8 protein-coding genes and 7 pseudogenes are annotated in these 16,957 nt (G+C 68.7%); 5 read left to right on the top strand and 10 right to left on the bottom strand.

Annotated features, from left to right (window positions below; all coding sequences use genetic code 11):
• The first annotated feature begins 214 nt into the window (after positions 1–214).
• Complete coding sequence (locus OG386_RS44475) at positions 215–1,495, top strand: ATP-binding protein (RefSeq protein ID WP_326747053.1); 1,281 nt, start codon at positions 215–217, stop codon at positions 1,493–1,495.
• Positions 1,496–1,783: 288 nt separating this feature from the next.
• Here OG386_RS44475 and OG386_RS47125 read toward each other — a convergent pair.
• The 4 genes and pseudogenes from OG386_RS47125 to OG386_RS44460 all read right to left on the bottom strand — a co-directional run.
• Positions 1,784–2,215: pseudogene (locus OG386_RS47125) on the bottom strand (zinc-binding dehydrogenase); the annotation flags it as partial.
• Between the two features lie 164 nt (positions 2,216–2,379).
• On the bottom strand, positions 2,380–2,667 hold the full coding sequence (locus tag OG386_RS44470) for a hypothetical protein (RefSeq protein WP_328792959.1): 288 nt from the start codon (positions 2,665–2,667) through the stop codon (positions 2,380–2,382).
• Positions 2,668–2,727: 60 nt separating this feature from the next.
• Positions 2,728–3,525 carry a 3-hydroxybutyrate dehydrogenase gene (locus tag OG386_RS44465; RefSeq protein ID WP_328792958.1) on the bottom strand — a complete coding sequence of 266 codons (798 nt, stop codon included), beginning with the start codon at positions 3,523–3,525 and terminating at the stop codon, positions 2,728–2,730.
• A 99-nt stretch (positions 3,526–3,624) separates the two neighbouring features.
• Positions 3,625–3,893, bottom strand: a pseudogene (locus OG386_RS44460) (CoA-transferase); the annotation flags it as partial.
• Between the two features lie 719 nt (positions 3,894–4,612).
• Here OG386_RS44460 and OG386_RS44455 point away from each other — a divergent pair.
• Positions 4,613–5,341, top strand: a complete 729-nt coding sequence (locus OG386_RS44455) for an SDR family oxidoreductase (RefSeq protein WP_328792957.1) — start codon at positions 4,613–4,615, stop codon at positions 5,339–5,341.
• 46 nt (positions 5,342–5,387) lie between these two features.
• A pseudogene (locus tag OG386_RS44450) lies at positions 5,388–5,510 on the top strand (IS5/IS1182 family transposase); the annotation flags it as partial.
• A 16-nt stretch (positions 5,511–5,526) separates the two neighbouring features.
• On the opposite strand, the pseudogene OG386_RS44445 reads toward OG386_RS44450, so the two are convergent.
• Positions 5,527–6,729, bottom strand: a pseudogene (locus OG386_RS44445) (IS110 family transposase).
• A 1,249-nt stretch (positions 6,730–7,978) separates the two neighbouring features.
• Between OG386_RS44445 and OG386_RS44435 the strand changes: the two are divergent.
• Positions 7,979–8,638: a DUF6082 family protein gene (locus OG386_RS44435; RefSeq protein ID WP_328793566.1), complete on the top strand. Its 660-nt coding sequence runs from the start codon at positions 7,979–7,981 to the stop codon at positions 8,636–8,638.
• Here the strand turns inward: OG386_RS44435 and OG386_RS44430 are convergent.
• Together OG386_RS44430 and OG386_RS44425 are read right to left on the bottom strand one after the other, a co-directional pair.
• Positions 8,633–9,441, bottom strand: a protein-coding gene (locus tag OG386_RS44430; RefSeq protein WP_266607329.1) for an IS5 family transposase whose coding sequence is annotated in 2 segments (ribosomal slippage) — positions 8,633–9,121 and positions 9,124–9,441 — 807 coding nt in all. Because the reading frame shifts where the segments join, the coding sequence is not laid out codon by codon here. The two genes, OG386_RS44435 and OG386_RS44430, sit on opposite strands and share 6 nt — an antisense overlap.
• A 562-nt stretch (positions 9,442–10,003) precedes the next feature.
• A complete protein-coding gene (locus tag OG386_RS44425) occupies positions 10,004–13,621 on the bottom strand; it encodes a WD40 repeat domain-containing serine/threonine-protein kinase (protein WP_328792956.1) in 3,618 nt (1,205 codons plus the stop codon).
• A 646-nt stretch (positions 13,622–14,267) separates the two neighbouring features.
• On the opposite strand from OG386_RS44425, the gene OG386_RS44420 reads away from it, so the two are divergent.
• Positions 14,268–14,645, top strand: a complete 378-nt coding sequence (locus OG386_RS44420; RefSeq protein WP_328792955.1) for a hypothetical protein — start codon at positions 14,268–14,270, stop codon at positions 14,643–14,645.
• A 40-nt stretch (positions 14,646–14,685) separates the two neighbouring features.
• Here OG386_RS44420 and OG386_RS44415 read toward each other — a convergent pair.
• From OG386_RS44415 to OG386_RS44405, 3 pseudogenes are all read right to left on the bottom strand, one after another.
• Positions 14,686–15,665: pseudogene (locus OG386_RS44415) on the bottom strand (IS5 family transposase).
• A 90-nt stretch (positions 15,666–15,755) separates the two neighbouring features.
• A pseudogene (locus OG386_RS44410) lies at positions 15,756–15,964 on the bottom strand (hypothetical protein); the annotation flags it as partial.
• A gap of 72 nt (positions 15,965–16,036) precedes the next feature.
• Positions 16,037–16,904, bottom strand: a pseudogene (locus tag OG386_RS44405) (IS5 family transposase).
• Positions 16,905–16,957: the final 53 nt, after the last annotated feature.

Genomic DNA, 16,957 nt, shown 5'->3' with positions numbered 1-16,957 from the left:
ATGTAGTACGTTGCAGCGCCCTGTGCGCCCTTGCGACGCAGGCGGGCGCACTTGACAGCCTGCGGTTGTCGGCGGCTCCCCCATGCCGAATCGGTCGACGCGCACACAAGTGGCACGCACACGGAGAATGAAGCATGGATCCGTTGCCGGGAGCACCGTGCTCTCTGCTCTGCGGAGCGTCGGCGGCCCCGGCTCCTTCACGAAGGTGGTTGCGATGCCGACGTGGCGACTGCGGGACTTCCGCGACGACGACCTGGACCGCGCCATCCAGATCTGGGACCAGAACCAGCAGGCGGACGAGGCACCTGCCGTCTTCCCCGTTTCGGAGGTCGTGACCGCAGCCAGGGCCGGAGGACCCGCCGTGGTGGCGGTGGTCGGCGACGAGCTGGTCGGTGTCGCCGTGGCGCAGGCCTGTGGCGAGCGGGGTTGGATCATGGTGGTGGCTCTGGCCGGGACGTGGCGCAACCGCGGAATCGGGAGTTCCTTGATCGCCGAGCTCGAACGGCGCCTGCGGTCGCTGGGAGCCCGCCGGATCGGCGCGCTTCTCGCGCCGGGGGCGACGGGAACCGCAGCGTTGGAGAATTCCGGATACCGCTCCCGGGCCGGGCTCGTCTTCTACGAGAAGGTCGAACACCTCGGTGCAAGCGACGCCGGCCTCCTCGCCGAACTCGGGGGAAGGATGCTTCCGGAGGGTCTGTGGGACAGCCTCGCCGGAATGGAGCGGGAGAAAGAGGCCATCGAGCGGCGGATCGTGCTACCGCTGGCACAGTCCGTGCTGGCCGAGCAGTACGGAGTGAGGCCGCCGAAGGCGGTCATCCTCTTCGGACCGCCGGGCACGGGCAAGACCAGCTTCGCCCGAGCGGTCGCCTCGCGGCTGCGGTGGCCCTTCGTAGAACTCTTCCCCTCCCGGCTTGCATCGTCCCACGAGGGAGGGCTGGCGACCTCGCTGCGGGAGGTGTTCACGGAACTGGCCGAACTGGAGACGGTGTTGCTCTTCATCGACGAGGTCGAGGAGATCGCCTCTGTCCGGTCCGGTACGGCTGTCGACCCCAGTCACGGAGTCACCAACGAACTGCTCAAGCTGATCCCGAGCTTCCGCGACCACGACGACCGCCTCCTGATCTGCGCCACGAACTCCGTCCGCTCCCTCGACCCGGCGTTCCTTCGGCCCGGCCGCTTCGACTACGTCATCCCCGTCGGCCCGCCGGACCCGGAGGCCCGTTCGGCCGTCTGGCGGCGCTACCTCGGACCCGCCGCCGTCCATGTCGACCTGCACCCTTTGGTAGAGGCAAGCGCAATGTTCACGCCGGCCGATATAGAGTTCGCCGCTCGCAAGGGCGCCGCCACCGCCTTCGAACGCGAAGTCGCCCAGCGGAAAGGCATCCCGATCGGCACGCAGGACTACCTGCAGGCCATAGCACAGACCCGACCCACACTCACCGACCAGGCACTGAAAGACTTCGTCGAGGACACCGAGGAGTACGTGCGCATGTGACATCGAGGCACACGCCGCGGACCCGACCAGTATGCCTTCCGCAGCGACGCCCCTCCTTCTGCCGGCTCCGCGTGCGTGCCCATGGTCCCGGTGTTCCCGCCCACGGCCGGGCCCGGGCGGGACGGGCCTGCAGGACACCGGCCTCGACCTTGGCGTACATCTCCTCCAGCGGTACGCCGGTGAGCGGAAACGCGGGGGTGCCCAGGACGAAGGCGCTGCCGAAGAAGCTGAGCCGGGCTCCGCTGGGGGGTCGGCGATCGGGTCGAGGTCGCGTACGGACTCTAATCCGCCCAGGAAGCCGAGCCGGCAGGTCCGGCCGCGCGGCCGGACCAGGGCCGACGAGTCACGCAGGACGCTGCTGCCGACGACGCCGAACACCGCATCGAGGCCGATCTCCCGCTCCGCGACCTGCGTGACGAGCGCGCAGTCGTCGATGAGCACGTCGGCGGCGCCGAGCTCCTTCAGCAGGGGCGCCCTCAGCGGATCCCGGGGCGCGGCGATTACGGTCACCCCGTAGTCGACCGTCAGGCTAACCACGGCCTGGCCGAGCGAGGAGGTCGCTCCTCGCACCAGGACGGTCTCGCCCGGCCGCAGGTCCAGATTGCCGAACAGGCCGCTCCACGCCGCCGCGTACACCTCGGGAACCGCCGCGAGATCAGCCCAGCCCAGCGTCGAGCGGACGGCCACAACGTTAGTCGCCGGTACGGCACCGCGGAGCATGACGCCGCCGACTGCTCCCCGCGCCCGTAGGGATGGTCCCACTCAGGGGTGCCCGAAGCTGGCCTGCCGAACCTGCTCCCCCGGCTGCGGGGACGTGCTCGATGACGCTGCAGACACCAGTCGAGGGCATGGGACAACGCTGCTTCCTGGGGCGAGAGCCAACCTCAGGACGCCTGCACCTGAAGACCTTGGATGATGGGATAGGCGACGCTCTGTAGTCGGTCCCGATGGGCCAGTCGGGCCGGTGGCGTGCGCCGCGAGCCACTTCGTCGGTACCGAGCAGGCGCGCCGTTGCCCCGTGCTGGTTCCGTGCTGACTTCGATCGCACAGATCCTGGGATACGGCAGGTCGTAGCCCCGATCGGATGAGTTGTCGTACCACTCGATGGTGGTGCCGATCAGGCTGGCCGCGACGATGCGGCGGATGCCGCCTCTTGAGGACTGGGATTCCATGGCAGTGTGACCACTTCTCGGTTGATGGGCGTGTGCGGGAGGTGTGTCAGGCGCGGGATCTCAGGAGGCGGTCCAGCCCCCGTCGAGTGGCAGGGAAGCCCCGGTGAGTTGTGCGGTCTGGGGGCCGCACAGCCAGAGCACGACCGCTGCGACGGCCTCCGGGTCGATCAGCTCCTTGATCGCGGGCCGGGTGAGCAACACATCGGAGACGACCCTTTCGGGGGTGATGCCGTGTGCGGCGGCCTGCGAGGTGATCTGGTGCTCGACCAGCGGGGTACGGACGTAGCCGGGGTTGACGCAGTTGCTGGTCACCCCGTGGGGCGCGGCTTCGAGGGCGGTGACCTTGCTCAGGCCTTCAAGGGCGTGCTTGGCCGCCACGTACGCCGATTTGTAGGCGCTGGCCCGCAGCCCGTGGACGCTGGAGATGTTGACGACCCGGCCCCAGCGACGGGCGTACATGTGCGGGAGGGTGTGCCGGAGCAGCAGGAACGGTGCGGTGACCATCACCCGCTGGATCAGTTCGAACCGTTCCGGGGGGAACTCGGTCAGCGGCGCCACGTGCTGTAGCCCTGCGTTGTTGACCAGGACGTCGACGTCCTTCGGGAGCCGCGCGAGCGCCGCGGCGTCGGCCACGTCGACCGTGTGCGGGTGGCCGCCGGTCGCATCCGCCACGGCCTTGGCCGCGTCCGCGTCGAGGTCCACGACGTGAACGCGGGCCCCGGCCGAGGCGAGGGCCACGGCGCAGGCCCGGCCGATTCCGCTGCCGCCTCCAGTCACCAGGGCGGTCCGTCCGGTGAGGTCGACCGCTCCGACGGCGGCCGGTGCCGTGCCGCCCCTGGGATTGATTCCGCTTGTCATGGCCGGAATCATGCGGGAAGCCGAGGACACTTCCCACATGTGAGAAACACATAGCCTGGTGCGGAAATGTATGAGAGCACCACATGATTGCGTGGCGCACTATTGCGGAAACGCCGAAGGATCCCCGGCCGAGACCTCGACCACCCGCTGGACGAACACCCCGGGCAAGTGCACCTGGTCCGGGTCGATTTCCCCCGGGTCCACCCGCTCCTCCACTTCCGCCACCGTGTTCCGCCCGGCCTCGCGGCCGGGGGATTGATGTTCCGGGAGGACGCGTGGAAGACCGGGTTGCCGTGGCAATCGTCGACCGCCGCCCGGACCAGCGCGATTTCGGTGGTGGCGCCCTCATTCAGCGCGTACTCGCGCTCCCCGAACCACGGTCCGCTCCGGCGCGCCCAGTACCAGTCCACCTCAGCCTGCTCCTCCGCGATCCTCGTGTGGACGGCCGCGGGCCACAGCCGACCCCGGTCGCCGCCCGCCGGGGCCGCCGCCCCCAGCAGTTGGACGCAGGGGGCTGTAGGCGGAGGTGGCACCCACCTGCCGCCGGTGAATCACCGCGCAGGGCTCCCCGGGCACCACGCGGGTCGAGAACCCCTAACGGTAGAACCGGAATAGCGGATACGGCAGAGAACATGCGGCACACATACCGCATGGCTGCTTCTCGTCCGCGTCCCGTCTCCCCCGATTCGGTGGGTGGGGCCACGTGCACGCCCGTACCCACCGGGCCGCCAGGCGCGCCTGATCCAGCGGTTGCCGACTACTCGCTGGAATCCGGCCTGCGGCAGGAGGCGCACGCCGCGACCCCGATGGCCGGTACGGTCATGATCGATCTCCGCTCCAGGGCCCGCGCCTGCCCCGCAGAGTCGATGCCGCGCGGGTGCGTTGGTCACGCAACGGGCCATCCCTCGAACCTGGTAGCCCGGGTCCCCGCGTAGTCCGTACCTCAGGTGAAGGGCATCCTTGAGTTCCCCATTGATGGCTGCTTGGGTAAGACGTCGGCCGGACATGCGACCCTGACCTTGCATCAGACGTCCCGACAGGGATCATGTGTCATATTTCGGACACATCTCCCGACGGAAGGCATGTCATGAAGTTCGCGGTCATGGGCGGTACCGGGCTGATCGGGTCGCAGGTCGTCACGCATCTGAACGCCGCTGGGCACGAGGCGGTGCCGCACTCGCAGTCCACCGGAGTCGACGTCATCAGCGGCCAAGGACTGGACGACGCGGTGGCGGGGGCCGACGTCATCGTCAACCTGACGAACTCCCCGACCTTCGACGAAGCCTCCCTGGCCTTCTTCCGGACCTCGATGGACAACCTTCTGGCCGCGGGCGAGAAGGTTGACGTACGTCACTTCGTCATTCTCTCGATCGTCGGCGTGGACCAGGTGCCGGAGCTGGACTACTACCGGGCCAAGGCGCTCCAGGAGGACATCCTCACGGCCGGACCGATCCCCTACTCGATCGTCCGCGCGACGCAGTTCATGGAGTTCATCGACGCGATCCTGTCCTGGACCACTGACGGCGACACCGTCCGGCTGCCCGCCACGCCGATCCAGCCGATCGCCTCCAGGGACGTGGCTGCCGCGGTGGCAGAAGTCGCTGCGGGCGCCCCACTGGGGGGCATTCGCAGCATCGCCGGACCCGAGGTCTTCTCCCTGGACGAGTTGGGCCGGCTCGCCCTGTCCCACACGTCCGACAGCCGCACCGTCGTCACCGACCCCACCGCCGGCATGTTCGCCGTCGTCAAGGGAGACGTCCTCACCGACAAGGACGCCCACCTCGCCTCCACCCGCTACGCCGACTGGCTCTCCTGAACCTTCCCCGAACCCCGGGCGGGCACCTGTTCTGGGTGGGCTACCTGAACGGTTCCACCGCTGGTCGGCGGACGGGACCTGGGACCGGCTCCTGACCCTCCTCCGACAGCACGCCGATGCGACGGATGTCCGGGCCCAGCAGCACGCGGCCGGGGGCCCGAAAAAAGGTGCCTCTATGGCTTTCGTCAAGCCGTAGTGGGTGTGGGTGGTTGGTAGAGGGTGCCGTCGCGGAGCATGGCGAAGTGGACGTCGATGCGGCGTCGGGCGAGTGCGATGAGGGCGGCGATGTGGTGTTTTCCCTCGCTGCGTTTGCGGTCGTAGTAGGCGCGTGACTCGGGCTGGGAGAGCGAGGCGAACGCGGCGAGGTAGAAGGCTCTCTTGAGCTGTTTGTTGCCTCGGCGGGAGGGGTGTTCGCCGCGGATGGAGGAGCCGGAACTGCGGGTCACGGGTGCGAGGCTGGCGTAGGCGGCGAGGTGGCCTGCGGTGGCGAAGCCGCTGCCGTCGCGGACGTCGATGAGGATGCGGGCGGCGGTCCTGATCCCGATGCCGGGCATCGAGATCAGGACCTGGGAAAGAGGGTGGGCCTCCAGGAGTTCCTCGATCCTGGCGGCGAGGAGTTTCCGCTGGTCAAGCACGGATTGAAGCGAGCTGGCGAGGCTGGGGACGATCAGCGCGGCGGCATCCGTTCCCGGGACGACGACGGTCTGTTCGTCGAGCGCGGAGAAGATGTCCTCGAGCAGTCGCTCCGCCATCCGCGGCGCTTTGGGACGTATCAGGGTCACGAGGCGACGGCGTCCGGCCTAGCGGATCTGGGCAGGGGATCCGAACTGGTCCAGAAGTCTGAGTACGGCCGGGTGCTGGATCCGCGGGCCCAGGACGCGTTCCAGGGACGGGTGGATCTGAGTGAGCAGGCCGCGGAGCCGGTTGGCGATCCGGGTGGACTCGCCCGCGAGATCATCGTCGAACCCGGCGATCATCGCGGGCTCGGCAATCGTCTCGTCCGCGGGATCGATCGTCCTCAGGGTGTGGGACATTGCTCTGGCGGCGTCGGCGATGATGAACGCGTCGCGGGCGTCGGTTTTCGCCTCGCCGGGGTAGAGATCGGCGATCCGGCGCATCGTGAGTCCGGGCAGGTAGGCGACCTGGCAGCCCGAATCACGGGCGACCGCCAGCGGCAGGGCCCCGATGGAAGCCGGCTGGTCGACCACCACCAGCACCATTCCGTGCTTGGCCTGGAGCCTGTCGAACAGTTCCCGCAGCTTCGGTTCGCTGTTGGGCAGCGGCTTGTCGAACACCTTCTTCCCTGCCCGGTTCACGGCGGTGGTGTGGTGATCGCCTTTGCCGACGTCCAGGCCCAGATAGACGTCGATGCCAGTCTCGTCCGACATGCCCTTCGCTCCCGTGCTCGCGCTCTCCCCGGCCCCACCTGCGGCATCAGCGTGCCGGCATCCACGTTACGAAGAGACTGCCCGAGGGCGCTCGTGCCTCTAATCAGCGGTCTGCCAATGCCTCCGGCACCGGCGATACCATCTTTTCGATCATCTCGACTGGGGGCTCAAGTCATACCGGGGCCGAAGGCCGGGAGCCTCATTGCGAGGCCACGAAGGCGGTAACGGGGGTCCAGGACCGGTGAAGCACTCGGACGCTCCTGCGGCGGACTGGGCACCAGAATCCACCTCGCCCGCGACGGCCGGGGACGCCCCTTCGCGTTCACGGTCGCCGGCGGGAACGTGAACGACCGCACGCGGTTCGAGCCAGTCATGGCCCACATCCGTACGCCGCGCAGCTCGACGGCGCATCAAGAGGTCCGGGCCTGGCCGGCCCCTCGCCCGCCCGGCCAGGGCGGTCTCGTGACGAGACGTGTAGCAGTGTGCGTAGGCCGCTCGTGTCTGCCGGTACCTCTCGCTCACATCCAGGCCAGGCGTGGCGGCAATATTACGCAGGTCGCTGCCTGCCTGAGCATGGTCTGAGAGGAACCTCGCGTAGAGCTGCCGTCGTGTTCTGCCCCACTCAACTGTCGTCTCTCGTTGTGTCTTCCTGCGCTCCACCAACAGCGCCGATCCCATCGCGATCACGGCACCGACGAGCGTGGCAAGCAGCGGTATCCAGGTCATTTCAGAACAGTAGGACACATTCGCGGCCAACTGACCTGGCGCGTTGAGTGTTTGCCGCCCTGTAGTCGACCAGGACGGGGGCGACCCGGGCCTTGGAGTAATACCACCGGCGGGCCTGACTGTCGTGGTCACGGGGCCATGAGCGGTGTCCCGGGAGACTGCTCCAGCGAGATAAATGAGTTCACCGCCGGGGCCGGGCGGCAAGTCCTTCTCCAGCGTCTCGGCCCGCACCCACCTGGCGGTCGCAGGCGAGAACGCGGCCTCAATACACTACAAATAGGACGATGTCTCACTTTGCCGAGGCCCTGCGGCAACAGCTCACGGCATCGATCAGCTGAGCAATCGCGACAGTCCTGAGTCGGGTGGCACTCAAGGGAACAAAGGGGATGGTTTCCAGGCTATCCCTCTGTTGTTCGAGGCGCCTTCTCCTGGCAGCACAGGCGATTGGGCTGAAATCTATGCAGTGGTATGGGATTCTATTGCAATGATTCCTCGTAGGACTCTAGCCTTTGCGATCTTGGCGGTGGCCCTGCTTTCAGCGCTTCTGGTCTTGGTGTTCAGACTCATCGACAACCGTGCACAGGCCTTCAGTGCGGCGTCGGTGCTGATTTCCGGAATTGCTCTGACTGGCGTTGTGGTCTCGCTCACGTTTCAAGCGCAGCAGACAAAGGCTGCCAGAGATGAACGGGACAGGTCTACCCATAGGCAGATGATCTATCTAACGATGGGAGATCGGGCCCTGGCGGAATGTCTGGAACCGCCAAACACTCCAATGCCATTCGAGCGGTATCGGCAGATCATTTTCGCCAATCTGATCATGGGTAGATGGTACGCCGCGTATCAACTGGGAGACGTGGATGATTCCATGCTCAGGTATACGCTTGAGCGGCATTTTCGCGGCGAAGTAGGAAGAGCGCATTGGGAATACGGCCGCCACGACTGGCTTCGCGGCGCCATAGGAGGGCGGCAGCGACGCGCTGCGGCGTTCGCCGACCTAGTCGAGGAGAGCTACCAAGCCGCTGTCAATGCAGGACCTGCAGTGCCGGCAGCTGACTACTTCACCGACGCGGGCACCGACCTTGAACCCCCAGAGCTCATAACAGATGACAGTCAGTCGGAAAGAGGCATCACGAGCCCTGTCGGCGAACTGGGCGGTCGCTTAGAGCTCGTAACACGATCATGAGGTGGGCTTGTTGAGGCGTCGCCAACAGATGAGGCTGCAAGCGAGGGAGACAAACGCGTCGTGGAGCTCGGTGCGCCGTTCCCACCGGACGGCGAGTCGTTTGAACTGATGGAGCAGGGCGAAGGTCTGTTCCACGACGTAGCGGAGCTTGCCCATGCCCTTGATGTTCGGGGATCCCTTGCGGGAGATGACGGGCAGGATCCGGCGTTTACGCAGCTCATCACGGTTGGCGTTGGAGTCGTAGCCCTTGTCCCCGAGCAGAGCATCGGGACGTCGGCGGGGCCGGCCGGGGCGGCCCGCCACCGGTGGGATGCCGTCGACCAGGGCGAGAGTCTGGGTGACGTCATTGACGTTCGCCGCAGTCGTGATGACTTTGAGCGGAGTGCCGCGTCCGTCGCAGATCAGGTGGTGTTTGCTGCCTGTCTTCCGCCGGTCGACCGGCGACGGACCGGTGTCGGCTCCCCCTTTTTCGCACGGATGTGGGAGCCGTCCACGCAGGCCCTGGACCAGTCGAGCCGGCCGGCCGCATTCAACTCGGCGAGCAGGATCCGATGCAGCTGGTCGAAGACCCCGGCCTGCTGCCACCGCTCCAGGCGCCGCCAGCAGGTCTGCCCGGACCCGAATCCCAGCTCAGGTGGTAGGAGTTGCCAGGCGATGTCGTTGCAGAGCACGTACAGGATGCCTTGCAGACACAACCGGTCAGCTACCGGCCGCGGCCCTGGTGACCTCGTCGGCCAGGGCGGCAGCAGCGGCTCGATCAGTGCCCACAAGTCGTCGTCCACGATCCACGGCCGAGTACTCACACCACCACGAACGGCTGAATCGTCACACCGGTCACGGCTGACCAGGACATCTCATCAAGATCGTGTTACGAGCTCTTATGAAACACGGCGGTACGTGATTAGGGCTGCTGCCGCGCAGGGGCCGCCGTTTCCATTGGAAACGGCGGCTGCCCCCCTTGTCGCCCTGACGGTGTGGGCCATCGCCTACCAGCAAGGATCAAGCCGTCGTCCTGAGTGGTGCCAGCCGAGGCAGCCTGACCGCTCCTCCGGAGCGTTGGGCCCGCTCGGCTCGGGCCCGGCGCAGCGCCGCAGCGTGGGAGTCATCCGCTTGGCAGCGGCGCTCGACGCGGGCTGCTCGATCGGGGCCGGCTCGTCGTCGGCCACCGGCGTGTCGGCGCTGGCTCCTGCGGATGCTGGGCAGTCTCATGGGGCAGCTCCTCGTGCGGTCCGTTCCACGGACACAGACACAGCTCCTTGGCATGCTCCCGGCAAGATCGCGCCCAGGTGGGCCCGTTTGAAGGAAGATGCTCGAAGTCAGCCGACATAGAGCATCTTTGAACACCATTCTGCACGTGGCAATCAGTCAGCAGACCGCGCGATAGGGCAGGTCGGGCACGTTCTCCTCCCACTGCTCGCGGGTGAGGTTCCTGCCGACGCGCTCGCACAGCGCACTCACGACGGCATTGGGGTCGAGGTCGAAGACGCGGTGCGGGTGGTACGAGGAGGAAACGTGCAGTCGGCCCCGGGGGTCGAAGGCGAGGGCCCGCAGCAGCCCGGCCGAGCCGCGGAGCGGGTCGCCGAGGCGGCGGCGGGTGGGGACGTCCCACAGTTGGATCCGGCTGTCGCCGACGATGGCGGCCAGGGTCTTGCCGTCGTGGGAGAAGCGGAGCCTCGCCACCCGGCCACCGAAGTCGTCCCCGCGGGTGGACGCCGTACTCGACAGGCCGCCAAGGCGGCGGCGGCCGGTGCCGTCCCAGAGGGTCACGGCGCCTCTGAGCAGACTGACCGCCAGCACCGAGCCGTCGTCGCTGAACTCCAGGTCCTGGATGACGCCGGGGCCCAGGACGTCGCGCTCGACGGTGCGGGTGGCCAGGTCCACCCGCTCGCCCGCCGAAGTGACCAGGAGGGAACCATTGGGGTTCATCGCGAGGTTGGTTGCGCCGGCGTCCTTGATCTCGTACGCCTGCTTGCCGGACTCCACGTCCCACAGCTGGACGGCACGGGAACGGTTTGGTCCCTCCACCGCCACGGCGAGCTGCTTCCCGTCCGGCGTGAACTCGAAGCCGCTGACGAACTGCACGGAAGCCGGCAGCAGGGTCAGCTCGGTGCGCAGCCGGTTGTCCCGGGTGTCCCACACCCTCAGGCGCGTCGCGTCGTCTGCGCCGCCGGTCCCCAGCACCTCGGTGGCCAGCAGCCGCCCGTCGCGCGAGTAGGTCCACACGCCGTCATCGTCGTCGTCGGCCACCGTGCCGGTGTACGCCATCGGAGTGTCCGACAGGTCGCGTACCGCGCCGTCAGCTGTGGTCCACAGGCGCATTCGGTCCTCCGTACCGGCTTCCGTGGTGCCCGCGGTCGCGAGCGTCCGCGCGTCCGGAGCAAACAGCGCATCCGCCAGATTCGTCTTGGAGGCCACGTCCTGGAGTCCGTACGTCAGGTCCAGAGAGCGGACCTGACGGTCCCTGGTCACGTACCGCAGCACCCGGGTTTCCGCGTCGAAGGCGAGGGACAGGGGCATGGGCTTCCCGTCCGTCTCCAGCCGGGGATAGGTGAGCAGGACGGACGACGGAGCGGCGCCGTGGTCCGCCCACACGATCAGCTGGGTGTCCGTGGCCTCGACGGCCAGGGTGCCGTCCGGGCTCAGGGCCGCCACCGACTTCGCGGTGATCTCGCGTACCACGGTGCGGGAGGACACGTCCCAGAGCGTGGACATGCCGCTGGTGTTCGTGTGGATCAGGCGCTTGCCGTCCGCGCTGAAGTCCAAACCCTGGTTGCGCTCACAGGTGGCCGTGGAGTGGGGGGGTTGCTGCACCAGTTCCGTGGTCCGCCGGGTGGCGAGGGAGTACAACTGCACGGGCCGGCCCGACAGGCAGTAGGCGTAGGTCGCTCCGTCCTCCGACAAGGCGGCGGAGCCGTCCCCGGGCACTCCCAGCACCGTCTGCCCGGTGCGGCCGTCGACGAGGACCACCTCGGTGCTGGTGGCGATCGCGATCAGGCCGGCCCCCCGGGAGAGCGCGAGGACGCGGGGTGTGGCGTGGTCCGGAAGGAGCAGCCGACCCGCCTTGCCGCTCTTCAGGTCGATCAGCTGGACGCCCTTGCCCATGCTCTGGGCCGCGACCGCCCCCGAGGGGTCCACGGCTGCCGGCAGGTCCGGTGTCCCCTCGGGCAGTTCGGCCCGGCCGGTCCGCTCGCCGCTGACGACGTCCCAGACCTCGACGGCCTTCTGGGCGCTGAGGACGGCCAAGGTCCGGCCGTCGAGCAGGATGTCCGCGTGGTCCGCGTAGAAACCCGTCGACACCCGCGCCTGGTTGTTGGCCACCCCGCGCTCGTCCTGCCCCAACGACCCGTAGAGGGCCGCCCGCGCGTCGTCGACCGGGGCGATCCGCCAGGCCGCCACGCTCAGCAGTGCCGCTGTCTCCGGGTCGGATGTGCGCAGGCTCTCGGCGATGGAGGCCAGAGTACGGGCGGACGCCTGGCGGGCGCGTTCGTCACCGACCCGTTTCTGCTGCCAGGCGACCAGGCCCGCCACCAGCGCGAGGGTCAACAATGCGGCCCCGGCCACGCGCAGCCGGCGGGTGCGGCGGAGGCGTACCGCGGCCGCCACGCGGCAGGCCTCAAGGAACTCTCCTTCCAGGCGGCTGGCCCGGAGCCAGTCGGGGGCCCCGGCCACGCAGGCGCGCGCGGCCTCCAGGGCGCCTCCCGTCGGCAGGTCCTCGGCCCGCCTGCCCTGCCCGTCCCAGTGCCCGGCGGCCTGGGTGAGCCAGCGCAGCAGGAGCAGCGCGGCGCGGTCCCAGTCCACCCAGGCACGCGCCTGTGCCCAGGCCCGCAGCAGGCCCAGGCTGGCGAGCCGCACGGTGTCGTCCTCCAGGACCAGCAGCCGGGCGACGGCGAGGGAGTCGAACGCGTCGCGCAGCGCGGCGCGTTCCTCGTACGGGCGGCCGTCGAACCATTCGGCGGTGGCGGCGGTACGGATCGAGTCCTGGGAGCCGTCGGCGGCGCCGCCCGGCACGGCCAGCCGGAGCACGATCTCCCGTACGGCCTGCCGGACCGGCTCCGGCAGCCGCTGGTACATCGCGTCCGCGGCGGCACCGAGCGCGGGCTCGGCGCCGCCCCCGGTGGCGTCGCGCAACTGCCCGGCCGTCCGCCGGCCCGCCGCGAGCAGGGCGGCGTCGGCCTCGTCGGCCGGGCCGCCCAGCAACCGCAGGAGCAGCTCGGTTGAAGTGGGACGGGCTGTCGGCGACTTGGCCAGGGCGCGTCCCACGAGGTCGCGCAGCGTGGGCGGCAACGGGGTGAGGTCCGGGTGGTGTTCGGTGACCCGAACGACCACCTCGCCGATGTTCTCGCCGCGGAAGGGGTCACGTCCGGTGGCCGCGAACAGCATCACGGCGCCCCAGGCGAACACGTCGGCGGCGCCGTCGGCGCGCTGTCCGGTCAGCACCTCGGGGGCCATGTAGCCCGGGGTGCCCATGAGGTGTCCGGTGGCGGTGAGCGACATGTCCTCGGTCCGTGCGATGCCGAAGTCGATGACGCGGGGGCCGTCGGAGCCGAGGAGGATGTTGTCGGGCTTGAGGTCCCGGTGGACGACGCCCGCACGGTGGATCGCGGCCAGGGCGGTGGCCACCCCGGTGGCAAGACGGACCAGCGCGTCGCCGGTGAGCGGGCCGGAGTCGCGGACCGCCCTGCGCAGGTCGCGGCCCGGGACGAACTCACTGATGATGTAGGGCCGTTTACCATCGATGCCGCTCGCAAGCACCCGCGCGGTGCAGAACGACTCCACGCGCTGCGCGGCGAGGACCTCCTTGGCGAACCGGCCCGCGATGTCGGGGCGCGAGACGAGTTCGGGGCGCAGCACCTTGACCGCGACGCGTTGCCCCGCCTCGTCATACGCCTCGTACACCGTTCCCTGGCCGCCCGCGCCGAGGCGGGCGGCGAGCCAGTACCCGGCGATCCGTTCCGGATCCTCGGTGGTGAGTAACTCGGGCATTGTTCCCCCTGGTTCAGCAGCCCCGACGTGCGCGGACGCTATCAAGCGGTCCGCTCGCGCGGTAGGCCCCCTCCTGCCGGGCCACCGGGCAGAGGCGGGAGGGGGGTGGGCGGGCTCATGCCCCCGTGCGCCGGGCCCTGCGGATCCTGCGCACCCCGCAGTGGGGGCGACCGGTGGGGCCGGGGAGGACCAGCGGTGGCCGCAGGGGGCGAAGAGCAGGAGCCCCGGCTGGCCGGGGCGCTGGCGCCAGGAGATGCGCTCCGGTGGGCCGTCGCACACCGGACAGCGGGGCAGCGGGCCAGGCTCAGCCTCCGGCACCCGGTCGGGGGCGGCCGCAAGCGGCGTGGCGTGCGGATCGCGCATACACGACGGCGCACGCCCGAGCGCCGTCGCTGTCGTCGCCCGAGTCCAGGCGGGTGAGCCGACGACGCTGGCCTGAGCCGGTGATGCCCGCGCCTACGGATGGGACCCCCAGCTCCAGCTCCTCACCCGCTACACCACTGACCACACGGTCGCCGCCTACCTCGCCGCGTGCGGGATCGAGGAGGAGATCGCCGATGAGTTCTCCTCTCAGATTCGGGCCCACCTGGCGGATGTCACCCCCGCCACGGCGCATCATGCACTCATCCCCTGCGGACACCTTGTCGTGCTGACCAGCGACGGGGTCCACAACCAGATCGAACCCGACGACCTCGACGCCATCATCCGCACACACCAGCACGACGCCCAACACCTCGCCGACACCCTCGTCGCCGCAGCCGAGCCCAACGAATCGGGCTACCGCGACGACGCCACCGCCCTCGTCATCATCCCGGCCCGGACCACACCAGGCAGCCCGGTCGGTGACGAGGTTGGCGAGGAGTGCTGCGAACCCGATCGGTTCACGGCCGTCCGGCTGCCGGGTGGTACGGGCAGGGTGGGCTTTGCGGGAACCGCTGGGCCGCTCGCCTCGCTGACGGGCCGTGGCCCGGGCGGCGGCGAGCACGTGATCAGCTGGCTACCTTGCGGCTGGTGTCTGGGTTAGGACTCCAGGCCCGACCCCTAGGGACTGTGTGATGTCGTGATCAGTCGGCGGTTTTGAGTAGGTCGTCGATCCAGATCATGGCGGCGCGGAGGTGGAGGCCGGCGAGATAGCTGCCTGGAGTCTTGTCGTAGCGGGTGGCGATGCCTCGCCAGGCCTTCAGCTTGTTGATCAGCCGTTCGACGGTGTTCCGTTCCTTGTAGAGGTCGGCGTCGTGACCGATGGGCCGGCCGCCTCTGGCGCCCTTCTTCTTGCGGTTGGTGGCCTGGTCCCGTTTCTCCGGGATGACGGCCTTGATTCCACGTTTGCGCAGGTAGGCGCGGTTGCCGCGGGACGAGTACGCCTTATCCGCGGCGACCGCGCCGGGCGTCGTGCGGGGACGGCCGACCGGCAGACGGACCCTCACCTTCGCGAGCACGGGGATGAACTGCGGGCTGTCCCCGGCCTGCCCGACGGTCAGGACCAGCGCGAGCGGACGACACCGGCGGTCCGCGGCGAGATGAATCTCGCTCGTGAGCCCGCCCCTGAACCTGCCGAGCAGGGCTTCCTTCAGACGGAGCCTGTGTCTGCACCGGATGCGCCGCCGATCGTCCTGTCCGTTCTGTTCCTCCGTGCCGCCCCCTTTTGCCGGGCCGTCTCCTGCTCCTGCACGGCTTCCTCCAGGGCGTTCATGAGGTGCCTACTGACGCGCATCCCCGCAGCGTCGTGATGGGCGCGGACCGTGGTGGAGTCCACGCTGACCAGCGACAAGTCCGTCCTTCCGACGCTGACCCCCTGGGCGATCAGGCCTTCCAGCAGGGCGGTGAACACACCAGCGTCCCGCCACACGCGTAAGCGCCCGTAGACAGTGGCCCAGGGACCGAACTCGGCCGGCATCTCCCGCCACTGCCCACTGGACCGGAACCGCCAGATCACCCCTTCGAGCTGCTCCCGCAACCGCTCCGGATACGGACCGTACCTGCCGATCGGCAGGTACGGCTCGATGAACTTCCACTGGACATCGGTGAGTTGACTGCGTGTCACAACTCCACTCCTACCGGATTCCAGCCCGTGCAGAGAGCAGAACCCAGCAGCTGATCAAGACATCACACAGGCCCTAGTAGTGCTTTGTTAGGTGGTGTCGCGGCGTTCGCCCTCGTATCCGCCCTCGTCCAGGACGCGACGGAGGCGAACCAGACGGGGTCGTCCTGGTCGGGCTGGATCACGACGAAGGTGTTGTCGGAGTCGTTCAGGTCGCTGATCAGCATGAACAGGGCGTCCTCGGACGGGTCGTCGACGTGGTCGCCTTTCTCGCTGTCGGCACAGTAGTACCTGGCGGCCACCGAAGCCCTCCCCGAAGATGTGCTGCCCAATGCCGTGATCAGGATGGCACGGCCGTGCGGGCGGCCGCTGGTTCACAGCCACGGGTGGATCGCGGCTATCTGGACGGTCGCCTCGAAGCGGCAGGCGAGCTTTTCATACCGGGTCGCGACCGCCCGGTGCTGCTTGAGGCGGCTGATCCCGCACTCGACTGCGTGGCGGGCCTTGTAGTCCTCCCGGTCGAAGGCCGGCGGCCGGCCACCGGAGCGGCCACGGCGCTTGCGGTTGCGGACCTGGTCGACCGGCTCGGCAATGGTGCAGCGGATCCCGCGTCTGCGCAGGTAAGCACGGTTGGCGCGCGAAGAGTACGCCTTGTCACCAGCACCCACAGCGGCTTGCGCCTTGGACGACCACCGCGGACCTTGGGCACCCGGATCACTTCGAGGACCGGCGCGACCTGCGGGCTGTCACCCCGCTGACCTGCCGTGACCAGCAACGACAACGGCTTCTGACCTTGCTCGCACGCCAGATGGATCTTCGTGGAGAACCCGCCCCGTGACCGGCCAAGCCCGTGATCCTCCGGCTCAACCACGCCCCCTCCCGGGGGCTCCTTCTGCCCAGCCCCGTCCGGCGGGCACCAGCAGCATGCTGATGGGCCCTGCAGACCGTGGAGTCGACGTTCACCTCCCAGGTGATGAGCCCGGCCGCATCAGCCCTCGCCTGCAGCAAGGCGAGAATCCGGGCCCAGACTCCCTCGCGCTGCCAGCGGAGAAAGAGCCCGTAAACGGTCTGCCAGGGCCCGTCCTCGCGCGGCAGATCCCGCCACGGAACACCGGTCCGGACCCGCCACCCAACTCCATTGATCAACCGCCGCCGGTTCCCGGACCTGCGGCTCACTCCTGCCGCAGGCAGCAACGACTCCAGCACCGACCACTGTTCATCAGAAAGATCCCCACGCCCCACACCATGATCATCACGGCGCGAGGCGTGGACCGGAACCCCGATCTAAAACACGG

This window comes from Streptomyces sp. NBC_00273 (assembly GCF_036178145.1).
GTDB lineage: Bacteria > Actinomycetota > Actinomycetes > Streptomycetales > Streptomycetaceae > Streptomyces.
This window is presented reverse-complemented; position numbering and strand designations above follow the sequence as displayed.

Excerpts from the sequence above, each read along its gene's own strand:
- OG386_RS44470 (WP_328792959.1), bottom strand. The coding sequence starts at position 2,667 with ATGGAATCCCAGTCCTCAAGAGGCGGCATCCGCCGCATCGTCGCGGCC.
- OG386_RS44425 (WP_328792956.1), bottom strand. The coding sequence starts at position 13,621 with ATGCCCGAGTTACTCACCACCGAGGATCCGGAACGGATCGCCGGGTAC.
- OG386_RS44465 (WP_328792958.1), bottom strand. The coding sequence starts at position 3,525 with ATGACAAGCGGAATCAATCCCAGGGGCGGCACGGCACCGGCCGCCGTC.
- OG386_RS44455 (WP_328792957.1), top strand. The coding sequence starts at position 4,613 with ATGAAGTTCGCGGTCATGGGCGGTACCGGGCTGATCGGGTCGCAGGTC.
- OG386_RS44475 (WP_326747053.1), top strand. The coding sequence starts at position 215 with ATGCCGACGTGGCGACTGCGGGACTTCCGCGACGACGACCTGGACCGC.